General features: G+C 68.1%; 12 protein-coding genes and 1 pseudogene. 8 read left to right on the top strand and 5 right to left on the bottom strand.

All coding sequences use genetic code 11. The features are described from left to right. Positions 1 to 54: 54 nt before the first annotated feature. Genes FB475_RS23975 through FB475_RS23960 form a run of 4 tightly spaced genes read right to left on the bottom strand, consistent with a single transcriptional unit; the run spans position 55 to position 5401 of the window. Complete coding sequence (locus FB475_RS23975) at positions 55 to 1410, bottom strand: ABC transporter substrate-binding protein (protein ID WP_141858815.1); 1356 nt, start codon at positions 1408 to 1410, stop codon at positions 55 to 57. Beyond that, a complete protein-coding gene (locus FB475_RS23970; protein ID WP_141858814.1) occupies positions 1407 to 2306 on the bottom strand; it encodes a carbohydrate ABC transporter permease in 900 nt (299 codons plus the stop codon). Before FB475_RS23970 ends, FB475_RS23975 begins: the two co-directional genes overlap by 4 nt. Further along, positions 2303 to 3247: a carbohydrate ABC transporter permease gene (locus FB475_RS23965; RefSeq protein ID WP_141858813.1), complete on the bottom strand. Its 945-nt coding sequence runs from the start codon at positions 3245 to 3247 to the stop codon at positions 2303 to 2305. Before FB475_RS23965 ends, FB475_RS23970 begins: the two co-directional genes overlap by 4 nt. Positions 3248 to 3283: 36 nt before the next feature. Further along, positions 3284 to 5401, bottom strand: coding sequence for an alpha-galactosidase (locus tag FB475_RS23960; protein ID WP_141858812.1), 2118 nt, complete (start codon positions 5399 to 5401; stop codon positions 3284 to 3286). A 165-nt stretch (positions 5402 to 5566) separates the two neighbouring features. Between FB475_RS23960 and FB475_RS23955 the strand changes: the two genes are divergently transcribed. The 3 genes from FB475_RS23955 to FB475_RS23945 all read left to right on the top strand — a co-directional run bounded on the left by FB475_RS23955 (position 5567) and on the right by FB475_RS23945 (position 8160). After that, entirely contained in the window at positions 5567 to 6166 is a 600-nt protein-coding gene (locus FB475_RS23955; RefSeq protein ID WP_238332373.1) for a winged helix-turn-helix domain-containing protein, read from the top strand. Further along, positions 6163 to 6816, top strand: a complete 654-nt coding sequence (locus FB475_RS23950) for an SRPBCC family protein (RefSeq protein WP_141858810.1) — start codon at positions 6163 to 6165, stop codon at positions 6814 to 6816. The genes FB475_RS23955 and FB475_RS23950 overlap by 4 nt, the downstream gene beginning before the upstream one ends. A gap of 165 nt (positions 6817 to 6981) precedes the next feature. Next, positions 6982 to 8160 carry an SGNH/GDSL hydrolase family protein gene (locus FB475_RS23945; RefSeq protein WP_141858809.1) on the top strand — a complete coding sequence of 393 codons (1179 nt, stop codon included), beginning with the start codon at positions 6982 to 6984 and terminating at the stop codon, positions 8158 to 8160. Positions 8161 to 8217: 57 nt separating this feature from the next. Here the strand turns inward: FB475_RS23945 and FB475_RS23940 are convergent, their stop codons facing one another. Continuing rightward, entirely contained in the window at positions 8218 to 10536 is a 2319-nt protein-coding gene (locus tag FB475_RS23940; protein ID WP_141858808.1) for a M4 family metallopeptidase, read from the bottom strand. Between the two features lie 491 nt (positions 10537 to 11027). On the opposite strand from FB475_RS23940, the pseudogene FB475_RS38415 reads away from it, so the two are divergent. The 5 genes and pseudogenes from FB475_RS38415 to FB475_RS23925 form a co-directional block, all read left to right on the top strand. After that, a pseudogene (locus FB475_RS38415) lies at positions 11028 to 11438 on the top strand (FHA domain-containing protein); the annotation flags it as partial. Positions 11439 to 11841: 403 nt separating this feature from the next. Then, the gene (locus FB475_RS37765; protein WP_238332372.1) at positions 11842 to 12240 is read left to right on the top strand and encodes a hypothetical protein; all 399 of its coding nucleotides are present in this window, start codon (positions 11842 to 11844) and stop codon (positions 12238 to 12240) included. A gap of 617 nt (positions 12241 to 12857) precedes the next feature. Then, positions 12858 to 13490 (top strand): hypothetical protein, encoded by a 633-nt coding sequence (locus FB475_RS37760; RefSeq protein ID WP_238332371.1) that lies wholly within the window; start codon positions 12858 to 12860, stop codon positions 13488 to 13490. Positions 13491 to 13521: 31 nt separating this feature from the next. Next, entirely contained in the window at positions 13522 to 13953 is a 432-nt protein-coding gene (locus FB475_RS23930) for a MarR family winged helix-turn-helix transcriptional regulator (RefSeq protein ID WP_141858806.1), read from the top strand. Beyond that, on the top strand, positions 13950 to 15143 hold the full coding sequence (locus tag FB475_RS23925) for an epoxide hydrolase family protein (protein WP_141858805.1): 1194 nt from the start codon (positions 13950 to 13952) through the stop codon (positions 15141 to 15143). The genes FB475_RS23930 and FB475_RS23925 overlap by 4 nt, the downstream gene beginning before the upstream one ends. Positions 15144 to 15164: the final 21 nt, after the last annotated feature.

The following is a 15164-nucleotide window of genomic DNA, read 5'->3' as shown; positions in this document are numbered from 1 at the left end:
GCTGGACGCAGTACGACGTACTCCCCCGGGCGTAGTGCCACCCAGGGTTTACCCTCAGCTGTTGACCGCCAGGATCTTGTTCACGTCCGCGTTCGCCTTCGCCAGCGACGACGGATCGGCCTCGAACGACATCACCGCATCCATCGCCGGCGTCATCACCGCGGTCACGTCCGCCGCGTTCGGGTTGGCCGGGTACGGGAACACGTCCCCGGCCTCGACCGGCTCGAGGAACGGTGTCACGTCCCACCCGCTCTTCGCGAACGCCGCCTTCGCCGCCGGCATGCTCGCCGCCACCGCCGGGAACACCACCCCCGCCTTCGCGACGATGTCCTGCGCGGTCTGCGACCCGAGGAACTTCACCCAGGCCCACGACGCGTCCCGCCGCGTCGTACCGGCCCAGATGGTGTCCGCGAGCCCGTTCATCATCGACATCCGCTTGCCGATCGGCCCGATCGGCAGCCGGGCCAGCTTCGTCTTCACCTGCTTCAGCGTGCCGTACGTCCCGAGCATCCAGGACCCGTTCGGCGTGATCGCGTACTTGCCCGCACCGAACGACGTGGTCACGTCCACCCCGGACTTCGCCTGCGCGTACGTCGGCATCAGGCCCTTGGTGATCAGCCCGCGCCACCACGCGATCGTCTCGGTGAACTTCGGGTCGCCGTAGAAGAACTTGGTCCCCCACGGTTCACCCTCGGAGTACTTCCAGCCGTTGGTCGCGGCGTACCAGCTCCAACTGGTCTGCCCGTCGCCGCCACCGGCGTCGGCGTACCCGAGTCCGTAGACCTTCACGTTGTTCTTGTCGAACCCCGGCTGGTCGCCGCGGCGGCCCTTGGAGTCGACCGTCAGCCGGCGGACGATCTGCTCGAACGTCCCGCCGTCCTGAGGGTTCCACGTCATCGAGTTGAGCTGCTCGGTACTGATCCCGGCCGCCTCGGTGAACGCGCTGTTGTAGAAGTAGACCTCGGTGTCCCAGTCCTTCGGCAACCCGTACCGCTTGCCGTCGGCGCCGATCCACCGATCCGCGAGACCCTTCTGGTAGATGCTCAGGTCAACCTTGTCCCGGGCAACGTAGTCGTCGATCGGCAACACCTGCCCCTTGTCCGCGAACAACGGGTACTTCGAGGAGTGCCCGGTGAACACGTCCGGCGCGGTGTCGGAGATGAACCCGGTGACGAGCTTCGACCAGTAGTCGTTCCAGCCGTACTGCTCGATCTTCACCGAGTACTGCGGATTCTGCTCGTGGAACACCTTGGCGCACTCGGTGTACATCGGTAGCTGCGCGGAGTCCCACAACCAGTAGATGATCTCGCCGTCGCCGCGGGCCGCGGCGCCGTTGTTGCAGGCGGCAACGGCCGGTACGGCGAGCGAGGCCAGACCTGCCTTCAGCAGGGTCCTTCGTGAGAGGTTCATTTGATCCCCGAGAAGCCGATGGAGTTGGTGATCCGCTTGGCGAACGCCAGGAACAGGATGATCATCGGCAGCGCCGCGATCAGCGTCGCCGCCATCAGTCCGGCCCAGTCCGGACCGCCCTGCGGCGTCTGCGACCGGAACACGCCCAGCGCGACCGTCAGCACCCGGACGTTCTCCTGCTGCCCGACGAGCAGTGGCCAGAAGTAGTCGTTCCAGGAGTTGATGTAGGTCAGGATCGCCAGCGTCGCGATCGGCGCCCCGCTCATCGGGATGATCAGGCCGAAGAAGATCCGCCGGTGCCCGGCGCCGTCGATCATCGCCGCCTCCTCCAGTTCCCGGTTGATGCCGAGGAAGAACTGCCGGAGGAAGAAGATCGCGAACGGCGTCATGAACGCGCCGGGCAGGATGATGCCGGCGAAGCTGTTCAGCAGACCGAGGTTCTTGATCAGCACGAAGTTCGGCAGCGTGGTGAAGATCGGCGGCACCATCAACGCGGCCAGGAACAGGGCGAACACCTTGTCCCGCCCGGGCCAGCGCAGCCGGGCGAACGCGTACGCCGCCATCGCGCTGAAGAACACTTGGCAGACCGTCGTGATGGTTGCCACCACCAACGAGTTTCGCAGGTACAGCCAGAAGTTCACAGCCGCGCCGGAACCGCCCTGCGCCTGCGCCTCCTCGATCGACGACAAACCGAGGACCCGCTTGAACGCGCCGAGCGTGGTCTCCACCGGCAACAGCGAATGCGGGTGTCCCGGGAGCTGCGTGTTGTCCGAGAACGCCGTCCGCAACATCCAGTAGAAGGGGAACAGCGTGACGATCAGCAGGATGAACAACAGGACCCAGGCGACGGTGCGCCCGACGCTCACCTGCCGTACTGAAGTGGACGTCGCGCTCATGCGAGATCACTCTCCCGCGCCCGCAGCAACCGCAGCTGGACGAGCGAGACGACCGCGAGGATGGCGAACAGCACCAGCGCCATCGCGGACGCGTACCCGAAGTCGAACCGGGTGAACGCGCGCTCGTAGATGTAGTAGTAGATGACCCGGGTCGCGTTGATCGGACCACCTTGGGTGGTGACCGCGACCGTGTCGAAGATCTGGAACGACCCGATCATGGTGACCACCAGGACCATCACCAGGACCGGCCGCAGCAGCGGCAGCGTGATCCGCCAGAACGTCTTCCACTCGGTCGATCCGTCCACCTCGGCCGCCTCGTAGACGTACGACGGAATCGTCTGGAGTCCGGCGAAGACCAGGAGTGCCGTGTAGCCCATGTGCCGCCAGACGTTGATGCCGGCAACGGTCGGGATCGCCCAGTGCGAGTCGCCGAAGAACGCGATCGGGTCGATCCCGAACCAACTGAGGAAGGTGTTCACGACGCCGACCTGCACGTCGAGCATCCAGTACCAGACCAGCGCGACGACCACGTTCGCGACCAGATACGGCGCCAGGATGATCGCCCGGACCGTGATCGACTTGGTCAGCCGGTACATCAGCATCGCGATCCCGACCGCCAGCACGGTCTGCAGGCCGATGTTGATCACGACGTACTCGACCGTGACGCCGAGCGCGTTCCAGAAGAAGCTGTCGTGGATCATCCGGTCGTAGTTGGCCAGCCCGTTGAACTTCGGCGGCTGCAGCAGGCTGTACTCGGTGAAGCTCAGGTACGCGCCGCGCAGCGTCGGCCAGATGTAGAACACGACGAAGCCGAGCGTGGCCGGCGCGAGGAAGATCATCGCGACCTTGAGGTCGCCCAGGCCGCGCCGCTTCCCCGGCGGTGCCGCCCGTCCCCCGTGACTTCGTTCGCTGGTCGGTGGTGCGTTGGTGGTGGCGGTCACGGGGGATCTCCTTCTCTGTGCTGCGGCCGGGTGGGCTTACCCGACTGCGGTGACGTCCAGCAAGATCGCGCTCTCAGGCCATTGCGCGGGCATCAGTACTCCGACCGAGGCGAGTGCGGCGCCGGTCAGCTGCACGCTTCCACCGTCGGCCGCCCAGCCCGCGGTCCGCGACTCGGGCCCGGGTGTCGTGACCAAGCCGACGCGGTACGTCGTCTGCGGGTCGAGCCCGGGCAGCCGTACCCGGCCGACGGCCGACGTGACCGACTGGGCAACCTGGACGACGCTGAACACACCGCGCGACCCGTCCTGCGCCACGACGCCGTGGACGAGCACGTCGGCGGGACCGCGGTCGGCGCGGACCACCCGGCCGGTGTGCAGCAACGGCCGCAGCTCCTTGTGCAGGGCCACCCAACCCTTCAGCTCCTCGCGCTCCTCGGCGCCGGCCGAGGCGATGTCCCATTCGATGCCGAAGTGGCCGAACAGCGCAGTGATCGCGCGGAACGACAGCGTCTGCGTCCGGCCGGTGGTGTGCGCCCGCGGCGGGCCGACGTGGCAGCCGATCAGTTCCGGTGGCAGCAGCAGCTGCGTGTACCGCTGGATCGTCTGCCGCTCGAGCGCGTCGTTGCTGTCGCTGCCCCAGATCCGGTCGGTGCGCTCCAGGATGCCGAGGTCGACGCGGGCGCCGCCGGACGAGCAGGACTCGATCTCCAGGCCCGGGTGCCGGCGCTTCAGCTCGTCGATCAGCCGGTAGACGGCCGCGGTCTGCTCGTGGATGCCCGCGGTTCCGGTGTGCTGGTTGCCGCCGTCAACGAAGTCGCGGTTGTGGTCCCACTTCAGGTACGCGATGTCGTACTCGTTCAGAATGCTGTCGAGGCGCTCGAGGATGTAGTCGTAGGCCGCCGGGATCCCGAGGTTCAGGCCCTGCTGGTTGCGGGCGGTCGGTGGCATCCGGTCGCCGGCCGCGAGGATCCAGTCCGGGTGCTCGCGGGCCAGGTCGGAGTCCGGGTTCACCATCTCCGGCTCGACCCACAGCCCGAACTGCAGGCCGAGACTCTTCACGTGGTCGACGAGCGGGTGCAGGCCCTTCGGCCAGATACCCTCGTCGACGTACCAGTCACCAAGGCCCGCGTGGTCGTCGCGACGCCCGCGGAACCACCCGTCGTCGAGCACGAACCGCTCGGCGCCGACCTCGGCGGCCGCGTTCGCGAGCGCCTTCAGCTTGTCCAGGTCGAGGTCGAAGTACACCGCTTCCCAGGTGTTCAGTACGACCGGACGCGCGTTGCTCGGGTGGTTCGGGCGCGCCCGCAGGTACTCGTGGAAGCGCTGCGAGAGCTGGTCGAGGCCGACGCCGTACGAGCCGTAGATCCACGGGGTGCTGTAGGTGCCACCCGGCTGGACGCGGCCCTCGCCCGGGAGCAGCAGTTCGCCGCCGCCGATCACGCCGTACCCGGTCATGCCGCGCTCGGCGTACGAACGGTGGTTGCCGCTCCAGGCGGTGTGCACGCCCCAGACCTCGCCGGTGCGGAAGCCGAAGCCCTCGGTGCCGGCCAGCAGCAAGAGGGTGGCGTCGGCGCCGGTGCGGCCGCGGCGGTTGTCGCGGACGTGCGCGCCCTGGGTGAACGCGTGCCGCTGCGGGTGCCGTTCGCCGATGTGCCGGCCGGTCATGTCGAGCAGCTCGGTCGCCTCGGTGGGCACCGGCAGCGCGAGGTACAGCCCGTCGACGGTGTAGGTCGTCGGACCGGTGTTGGTCAGGTCGGCCTTCGCCTTCACCAGGCCGGAGTCGGTGAGCTCGATCGTCAGGTTCAGCTCGAGCCCGGCGTCGGCGGCCTTCACCTGCACGGTGTTTCCGGTCTGGGCAGTGCTCATCAGCCGGAAGCTCGGGGAGAAGTCCTGGCCGTCGCGGTGCCCGTTCAGTCCGGGTAGCCCGAACCAGCCGGCCGAGTACTCCGGCACGATCGCGACCGGGAGGTCCTCGTTCAGGCCGCTGCCGCTCTGCACTGCTCCGGCGCCGCGGCGCAGTTCCAGCAGAGCGGTTTCGGTCAGCTCTCCCAGGTCCGCACCCCAGTGCAGGACAGACGGAAGGCCTGGACCGGAACAGTCGAGCACCAGGCTGACGCCCGCGGCCCGGAGCTGCAGAATCTCGATGTTCGCCACTGTTGATTCACTCTGCTTTCTGATTGATTTCAGGACGGAACTATTTACCCCGACGGGCCCGTTGTCAATGCTTCACGAAGTTAAGTAAGTAGCCTAGGTCTGGGGGACGATCTGGAGGGCCGATCGGTCATTGACAAATTTTTCTGTCAATTGGACGCTGGGCGCATGCTGCGGTACGTCGAGGAGCCCGACAAGGTGCGGTTGGCGTTGTCGCCGATCCGGCGGCGGTTGCTCGAACTGCTCCGGGAGCCGTCGTCGGCGACCCAGCTCGCGGCCGCGCTCGAACTGCCGCGGCAGCGGGTCAACTACCACCTCCGCGAACTGGAGAAGGCCGGCCTGGTGGAACTCGTCGAGGAACGGCAACGACGCGGTTTCACCGAGCGGATCCTGCGCGCGTCGGCCTGCCTCGTGGTCGATCCGGGAGTGATGGGGCGCGCATTCACGCAGATCCAGGACCAGTACGCCGCCGAGCATCTGGTCGAGGTCGCCGCCGGGACCGTGCGGGACGTGGCGCGGATGCAGACCGCCGCCGACGCGGACGGGAAGCGGCTGCTGACGTTCACGGTCGAGGCCGAGGTGCGGTTCGCGGAGCCGGGCGACGTCCACCGGTTCACCGACGCGCTGACGGCGGCGATGCAGCAGGTGATCGACGAGTTCGACAGCGCCGGCGGACGGCCGTACCGCGTGATCGCGGGCGGCCACCCGGCGCCCCGACGTACCGGATCTCGAAGTACCGGATCTCGAAGTAGCGAAGGAGAGTCATGAAGATCGAGGTGACGATCGCCGCTCCGGTCGAGACGGTCTGGAACGCGTTGCGAGATCGCGAGAAGATCCGGCACTGGCACGGCTGGGAGTACGAAGGCGGCCTGGACGAGGAGATCGAGCAGATCTACTTCACCCGAGCGGTCGAGGACGGTACGACGCTCCGCCTCGGCAACGGTGACGTCTTCGCCGTCGAGGCGGTCGAGGGCGGGTCGCGCGTCACGCTGACCCGCGCGCCCCTGGGCGCGGACCCCGACTGGGACGCGTACTACGAGGACGTCACCGAGGGCTGGATCACCTTCCTCCACCAACTCCGCTTCGCGGTCGAACGCCATCCCGACGACGTACGGCACACACTGTTCTTCGCCGGCGCCGGCCCCGTCTCCCCGATCGAGGACGGTGCGCTGGAGCTGATCCCTGCGGACAGCGAGATCTGGTACCGCTCGGAGCACCAGCTCGGGGTAGTGGTCGATGCCTGGGGCAACGGTCTGCTCGTGCTGAGTCATCTGCCGCCGAGTGATCAGAAGCCCGGCGGGGCGTCGATGGCGATCCTGTCGATCTACGGCGACACCGATCGCGACGAACTGGAGGCCCGCTGGCGGGCGTGGTGGACCGAGCACTATCCGGAGCAGGTCGACCTCCCCGGCACCTGACACGGCTCCCACACGGGCGCTGACACGGCGGTGACAGGGCGCAAAGGTGTCAGTACTCTGCGTCTACGGAGTGTTGTTACCGGGAAGTATCCCGTCGGGTGATCAAATGGCTCACCGAACTCCGGCGAGAGAGGTCTTCCGGTGCCAGTTCCCAGAAGTCGTCGAGTGTCCGCAGCAGTCCTTCTACTCTCCTTGACCGGGCTCGGCCTGGTCGCTCCCCCGGCGCACGCCGACGGTCCCGGTTCCGGGACGCCGTACGTGGTGACCGTTGGGGACTCCTACATTTCGGGTGAGGCCGGCCGGTGGGCCGGTAGTTCGAACGAGTCCGAGGCGCCGGCCGACGCGCTCGGTGCGACGGCGTACTACGACAACGCAAGCCACACTGCGGAGGTGATCCCGCGCTGCCATCGCAGTCAGGCGGCCGAGGCGTACATCGGCGGCGGAGTCGGCGGGCTCAACCTGGCTTGCTCCGGGGCCCGCACCACGACCAGCACCGGCGACTACTTCAAGCCCGGCATCGACTTCTACGACGACGGCGCCGGGCATCTCGGGCAGGCGAAGATGCTGCAGCAGTTCGCAGCCGGCCACAACGTCAAGCAGGTGGTGGTCTCGATCGGCGGCAACGACTTCAACTTCGCGTCGATCGTCACCCAGTGCGTACAGGACTTCCTGCTGTCGCCGTCGTGGAACCCGGACTACTGCAAGGACGACTCGTCGGTCGTCGCCAACTTCACGTCGACGAACATCGCCGCAGTCCGGGCCAAGATCGTCACCGCGTTCCAGAACCTGCGCACCGCGATGCGCAACGCCGGGTACGGCGACACCGCGTGGAACCTCGTCGTACAGACGTATCCGTCGCCGATCCCGACTGCCACCGGGTTCCGGTACAGCCAGAGCGGCTACACCCGGCAGAGCACCGGCGGCTGCGGCTTCTGGAACGCCGACGCCGACTGGGCGAACAGCACGGCGCTCGTCACGATCAACAACACGGTCCGCGACGCGATCGGCCAGTCCGGGCTGACGAATACCCGGCTCCTCGAACTCCAGTCCGCGTTCAACGGACGGCGCCTGTGCGAGAAGGGCGTCGGCCTGTACGAAGAGGTCGGTCTGAGCTCCTGGAAGCAGTCGACCGCCGTCGACAGGACCGAGTGGATCAACCAGATCCGCACCGTCACCACCGTCGGCTCCGACTACTACATCCAGGAATCCCTGCACCCGAACTACTGGGCCCAACTCGCCCTCCGCAACTGCGTACGCCAGACCTACACCCAAAACCGGGGCGGCACCTGCACCATCACCGGCACCGGCCTGGTGAACGGCGAACCCCGGATGACACTGGGCTGACGTGCGTCGGCCGCCGTACCCCTCGGAGGGGATACGGCGGCCGGTGCGTTGGTTAGGTCAGCTCAGGTTGAGGCCTGTGTCGTCGACGACGAACGAGGTCTGCAGGGAGCTGTCTTCGGTGCCGCTGAAGCTGATCGACACCGTCTGGCCCGCGAACGACGACAGGTTGAACGTCTTGAGCGAGTAGCCGCTCGCCTTGTTCAGGTTCGAGTACGTCGCCAGCGTGGTCGTGCCCGCCTTCACCGTGAGCTTGTCGAACTGCGTCGTCGTGGTGGTCTCCGCAGTGTCGATGTGCAGGTAGAAGGTGAGGGTGGCCGAGCAGCCGGCCGGGATCGTCACCGACTGGCTCAGCGTGTCGGTGTGGGTCGTGCCGTAACCGTCCAGCCACGCCTTCCAGGAGCCGCTGTGCGCGGGCTGGGAGGTGCTGTTGTCGATCACGCCGGCCGTTGCGGTCCACGGTGCCGCCGAACCGGTCTCGAAGCCCGGGTTACCGAGCTTCTGGCCGGGCGACGAGCAGCCGCCACCCACCGGGCTGACGGTGATCGTGAACGACGTGCTGCCGGATCCACCCGCGCTCGCGGTGGCCGTGGCGGTCACGTTGTACGTACCGGCGGTGGTCGGCGTACCGGAAACGGTGCCCGTGGAGGAACCGATGGTGATGCCGGCCGGGAGACCGGTGGCCGACCAGGTGTACGGCGCGGTGCCGCCGCTGGCCGACAACGTGAACGGCGCGATCGCGGTGCCGACCGTCGCGGTCTTGTTGCCCGGGTTGGTGACGCTGACGCCACCGGAGACCGAGCACGTCGGGTCACCCGACTGCGCCGGTACGCTCACCGCGTCCCACGCCGCCTTGACGGTGTTGAACTCGGTGCAGCTGCCCGGGTACAGGTTCTTCGCAGCGGTCAGCGTCCAGGTCCGGTACTTCAGGTACGAGCTGCTGCTGGTCTTCATCAGCATCGCGTTGTACATGATCTTGATGGCCTTCTGGATGCCCAGACCGGTCACCGTCGAGCTGTTGCAGGTCGGTACGTTCGGGTTGCCACCGCTGCCCAGTGAGAGCAGTACGAACCAGTGGTCGCCCGGACCGGCCGCGGCGTGCACCTCGGAGCCCGGGATCGAGCTCGAGTAGCAGTTCGGGTCGCCGACCTGCGACGGGTCGTACATGTTGCGGATCGGGCCCTGGCCGACCAGGTTGACCTCTTCACCGACGTAGAAGTCCGGCGGGTCATAGGCCGCCGGCTGGTTGCTGTACCACTCCGTGGCCGCGCCGAACGTGTCGGCGACGAACTCCTGGGTGCCGCTGCCGGAGATGCCACCCGGGGTGTGGTCGTCGATGCCGTGACCGAGCTCGTGGCCCACGACGTCCAGCGAACCGATCCACTGGTTGGCGTTGTTGTGACCGACCTGCACCTGCGTACCGTCGTAGTACGCGTTCACGTCGGCCAGGCCGACCCGGATCGGCCAGCCCCCGCCGTTACCGTCGAACCCGTTGCGGCCGAGCCAGTCGGTCAGCATGTGCCGCTCGGTCTGCGCGGTGTACAGCGCGTCGACGCAGCCGGTCTCCCTGCTGGTCGCGTTGCCGTTGCCCCACAGGTCGTCCGGGCCGGAGAACGTGGTGTTGTTCGCCGCGTCCTGGCAGGACAGGTTGGTGGTGTTCGGGTCCTTCATCGAGTAGGTGCTGCCGGACAGCGTGGTGTCCAGGTGGACCGGGTTCGGGCCGCTGTACGCCGCCTGACCGTCACCTGCCATCACGTGTTCCTGGGTACCGAGTACCTTGCCGGTCTGCGCGTCGACGTACACCGACAGGCTCGACGGCTCCTTGCCGCTGCTGCCGCTGACACGGGACTGCCAGGCCAGCTTCGGTGTGCCGTTCAGTGCGTAGACCGCGAGCGTCGGCGTGGTCGAGGAGTCGACCCGCTTCAGCTGCTTGTTCGCGGTCTTCTGCGCGGCCGCGGCGGTCACCTTCGCGGTCGTGGCCAGGTCCGGTACGGCGGTCGTCTGCGCGACCGAGGTCGCCTGCACGGCGCCCTTGTTGTCGGTCACGACGACGAAGTCGCCACCGACGACCGGGAGGCCCTTGTACGAGCGCTCGTACGGGACGTACTGCAGACCGGACTGGTCCGAGATCACCGGCTTCGCGATGAACTTGTCGTTCTTCGACGCGTGCAGGGCGCTCGGCCGGCCGGCCACCAGTGACGACGCGGAGTCGGCGGCGAACGCCTTCGACTGCGCGGCTGTGGGCCGGGGCGGTGCCGCACTCTGGGCCGCCGTGGCCGCACCGGCGGCCGACGTACCGAGTCCGGCGAGTGCTGCCGCGGCGAGGCTGGTAACCCCGATCACCACAGCAGGCTTGCGGGAACGCTGGAACAAGACCATTGGTAGTGGTCCCTTCACATGAATGGTGCTGGGCGGGTTGCGCGCTGGACCGGACTGCAGGCGGTGCACCACCTCCGCCTGGAACCTCCGGCCTCTTCATCCGGGGTCCGCCTCGGACAAGCCCCCCTTTCCATCCAACCCCGATGAATCGCGCGGCGTGACACTATGTCCGGCACCCCCGCCGAGCAAGGCGCTGTCGTGCCGTTGGCACCCCGATGACAACTGACCGCGTTGTCATCACTACCAAGCGCTGACAAAGCTTTGTACTAGCTGAGAATCATCACGACCTCGTGAGCACACCAACGCACAGAGTCCCAATGCTGCACAGTCAACGAACCACCAGTGGCCCACCCCACCCCCACCTGGCAGAATCACGCGAACGGGCCGGCTACTGCGGACGTGGCGGGTGGCCTGGGGAGGGTTGGCTGCTGCGGGGTGCGCCTCGGGTGGTGTGAGGGATCGCGAACAGGACGACGCGGGCTGGGGTGTGAGTGGAAACCGAATGCGTGCTGTCGCTCGGCAACCAGCGCTGGACGCTGCCGCCCGCCACCGACACAGACACTGACACGGGCACCGGCACTGGCACCGGCACTGGCACCGGCACCGGTACGGGCACTGGCACTGGCACTGGCACCGGCACCGGTACGGGCACTGGCACGGGTACAGGCACCCACAGCAACGCGGCCACCGTCACCGTCACGATCGGCCGCGCCTCGAACGCCGACATCCGCCTGCAGGCCGACGACCAGATCTCCCGCATCCACGCCCGCCTCACCCACACCGCCGGCACCTGGACCCTGCACGACGAGTCCCGCAACGGCACCGGCCTCAACGGCCACCGCATCACGGCCCCCACGCCCCTGACCCCCGGCGACCGAATCCACATCGGCCGCTCAATCCTCACCTTCCACCAATCCCGCACCCCCGCCACACCCTCCCCCTCCTCCGCGCCTTCCCCCACCCCCGCCACACCCTCCCCCTCCTCCACGCCTTTCCCCTCCTCTGCCGACCCGGGACAACCAGCCGACGCGCTCCACGCGAGCGGCCACGCCACCCCGGCCGACTTCCCACCTCCACCACCTGCGGCGTCGTACCCACCCGCACCCACGGACGAGCCGCGGCCATCGGGCTCGCCGTACGCCGTGGCGGAGGAGCCGTACGTCGGGTACGTCGATCCGTCACCCGAGCAGGCGCCCCCGTCGACGGAAGACCCGTACCGGCCCGCGGGCGACGCACCGGGTGGATACGGCGTTTCCGCGGACCCCGGTCGGCCGGACGAGGCCGTCGACGACGCCCGGGAACCCCATGAGAGAAACCCGTTCGCGTCGGACGCGTACGGCGCGCCGGGAGATGCAGCTGATAGGTACGGCGTACCTGGGGGTGCTGCTGACGGACACGGCGCATCGGGACATGCAGCTGACGGGTACGGCGTACCTGCGAGCGCTGGTGGATCTGCGGGGACCGGCGGAGACGTCGCGGAACCCGTTGGCGCGAGCCCGTTCGCGGCGGGTGAGTACGGCGTACCTAAGGGTGCTGCTGACGGACACGGCGCATCGGGACGTGCAACTGATGAGTACGGCGTACCTGCGGGTGGTGCTGACGGGCTTGGCGGGTCGGGACATGCCGCTGATGGGTACGGCGTATCTGCGGGCGCTGGTGGATCTGCGGGGACCGGCGGGGACGCGGAGGAACCGGTTGGTGTGAGCCCGTTCGCGGCGGGTGAGTACGGCGTACCTGCGGATGCCGCGGATGGTACTGATGGGGCTGGCATCGGTGGGATGGCGCCCGGGGTGGATCGGGGGTGGGCTGCCTATCCGTCGGCGGACAGTCCGGAGCCGGTGCGGTCGCCTTCGGAGATTTCGGCTCGGATCGATCAGTCCCAGTTGAATTGGAACGAGTCCGATGGCTGGCCCGCGGGTGCTGAGCGCCGCGACGGGACGGATCGCCGGTCCCCCGGCACAGACCGTCGTACGTTCGGTCGCGACCGGAGTCGTCGCAGCACCGAACGGTCCGCCCGCGGCGGGGACGGCGTCGGATCCGCTGGGGACGGCGGTGCGCCAGGTAGGGAGCGCCGTGGATTCCGGCTTCTGCGCGGCTCCGGCGGGGACCAGCCGGGGTCAGGCGCGAGCGCGCGTCCGCTCGGCGCGGAGCAGGCGGCGGATGGCGGCGTGGACCGGCCCTCGGGTGGCGGGGCGGGCCGGGCGGCGGTGGGTGCGAGCGGGGGACGGGCGGCGGCGGGGCCTAGCGCGGAGCGGGCGGCGGCCGGTGGGGATGCGGTGGGGTTGGTTCGGTTGGGGCGGGTGTTGGTGGCGGGGGGTGGGGTGGTTGGGGTTGGGCTGGTCGTCAACCTCGTGGCCACGTTCTTCAGTGACGGGCCCGGTGGGGTGTTGCGGTGGTTGGTGCCGCCGGGGATTGCGCTGGTGGTGGGGATGGTGGTCGCGTTGCTCGACGCGGCGGCGCCCAAGTATCGGCGGCCGGGGCGGTTCGACGTATCGGTGGTCATCGCGATCGCGGCCGTGCTCGGCGGCATCGGCGTCGGTGGGTTTGCGCTGACTGCGGGGACGGAGTACGTCGCCGGCTATCTGACCGGCAACGAGTCCGGCGCCGACCGCCTGGTCAAGCCGGTCGCGAAACCCGGCTCCGCCGCCACGATCACGGTCGAGAACGTCACCTACACCAGCCACTTCACCCGCATCGAGGTGCTGGTCGCGAACAACAGCAAGCAGGCGTTCACGATCCCGATCGACGGTACGACGTTCACCGCCGCGGACGGTACCGCGCTGCGCGCCGACACCGGCAAGAGTTCCTGGCCGAATCGGATCCCGGCGGGCGGCAGCAAGCACGGGACGATCACGTTCAAGGGCCACCTCCCCGACAGCGCCGACCAGGCCGTACTGACGTTCAAGTCCGGCAACACCACCTTCACCGTCTCGGGAATCCTGCTCACCCGATAGAAATATCGAAAATCGATGTATAGTCGCGTCCGTGAGTGACCTGGACGTCGACCGCCTGACCACGGTCATCGAGGACTTCAACACGATCTTCATCCGGCTGCCCTCGATCCGCCGGCTGAACTTCTCCGCGCTGTCGGTGCTGCACACCCTCGACCGCAACGGCCCGCTCCGGCTCACCGCGCTGCTGCCGACCGAGCAGCTCAAACAACCGGCCCTCACCAGCCTGGTCGCCAAACTCGAGGACGACGGCCTGCTCGAGCGCCGCCCCGACCCGACCGACGGCCGCGCCAGCCTGCTCTCCCTGAGCCCGGCCGGTCAGGAGATCGTGCACTCCCGGCACGCGAACCGCGTCGCGAAACTCGCGGCACTCGTGGACCGCCTCACCCCCGACGAGCGCGCCGTACTCGCGGGCTCGATCGACGTACTCCATCGCCTGACCGAACTCGCGGAGGACCAACCATGATCCCCACTCCCATCGCCGTACCCGATGAAGTTCTCGACGATCTCCGCACCCGGCTGCGCGCGACGAAGTGGCCGCGCGACGCCGGCAACGACGACGGTTTCTACGGCGTACGTCGTACCCGTCTGCAACCGCTCGTCGAGTACTGGGCCGACGGCTACGACTGGCGCGCCGCGGAACAGGCCATCAACACGTACGACCACTACCGCGTCGACGTCGGCGACGTACCCGTGCACTTCCTCCGCCGCCCGGGCGTCGGGCCGGCGCCGGTCCCGTTGATCCTGAGCCACGGCTGGCCGTGGACGTTCTGGCACTGGTCGAAGGTGATCGACCGGCTCGCGGACCCGGCGTCGTACGGCGGCGATCCGGCCGACGCGTTCGACGTGATCGTGCCGTCGCTGCCCGGCTTCGGGTTCTCCACACCAACCCGCCCGGACATGAACTTCTGGAAGATCGCCGAGGTCTGGCATGAGCTGATGACCGGCATCCTCGGGTTCGAGAAGTACGCCGCGGCCGGTTGCGACGTCGGCGCGCTGGTGACCGGGCAGCTCGGCCACAAGTACGCCGACGAGCTGTACGGGATTCACATCGGCTCAGCGCTGAAACTCGACTTCTTCAACGGCGACCGCGGCTGGGATCTGAGCGGCGGCCGGCCGATCCCGGAGGGCCTGCCACCCGAGATCCACAACGGGATCGTCCAGTTCGAACGCCGGTTCGCCGCACATCTCGCCGCGCACACCCTGCACCCGACGACGCTCGGCTACGGGCTCGCGGACTCACCCGCCGGCATGCTCGCGTGGATCATGGAGCGCTGGCTGAGCTGGTCGGAGAACGAGCCGTTCAGCGACGACGACCTGCTCACGCACGCGACGATCTACTGGGCCGGCAACGCGATCGACACCTCGATCCGCACGTACGCGAACAACAACCGCTACCCGTGGACGCCGTCCCACGACCGCACACCGGTCGTCGAGGCCCCGACCGGCATCACGTTCGTCGGCTACGAGAACCCACCTGGTGTCCACACCCCCGAGGAACGCGTCCAGAACTTCCTGTCCAGCGACCGCGCCTCCTGGTACAACCACACCAACATCACCGCGCACCCCAACGGCGGCCACTTCATACCGTGGGAGCTCCCAACGGAATGGACCGCCGACCTGCAACGCACGTTCCGTCAGCTACGACAGAAATAGTCGGCGGCTGCGTCGTGGGGG

Source organism: Kribbella jejuensis, from assembly GCF_006715085.1.
Lineage (GTDB): Bacteria > Actinomycetota > Actinomycetes > Propionibacteriales > Kribbellaceae > Kribbella > Kribbella jejuensis.
Note: the sequence above shows the minus strand (reverse complement) of the source record. Positions and strands in the feature narration are given on the sequence as shown.

Coding starts and splice junctions, on each gene's coding strand:
- FB475_RS23975 (WP_141858815.1), bottom strand. CDS start 1,410: ATGAACCTCTCACGAAGGACCCTGCTGAAGGCAGGTCTGGCCTCGCTC.
- FB475_RS23970 (WP_141858814.1), bottom strand. CDS start 2,306: ATGAGCGCGACGTCCACTTCAGTACGGCAGGTGAGCGTCGGGCGCACC.
- FB475_RS23955 (WP_238332373.1), top strand. CDS start 5,567: ATGCTGCGGTACGTCGAGGAGCCCGACAAGGTGCGGTTGGCGTTGTCG.
- FB475_RS23950 (WP_141858810.1), top strand. CDS start 6,163: ATGAAGATCGAGGTGACGATCGCCGCTCCGGTCGAGACGGTCTGGAAC.
- FB475_RS23940 (WP_141858808.1), bottom strand. CDS start 10,536: ATGGTCTTGTTCCAGCGTTCCCGCAAGCCTGCTGTGGTGATCGGGGTT.
- FB475_RS37765 (WP_238332372.1), top strand. CDS start 11,842: ATGAGAGAAACCCGTTCGCGTCGGACGCGTACGGCGCGCCGGGAGATG.
- FB475_RS23925 (WP_141858805.1), top strand. CDS start 13,950: ATGATCCCCACTCCCATCGCCGTACCCGATGAAGTTCTCGACGATCTC.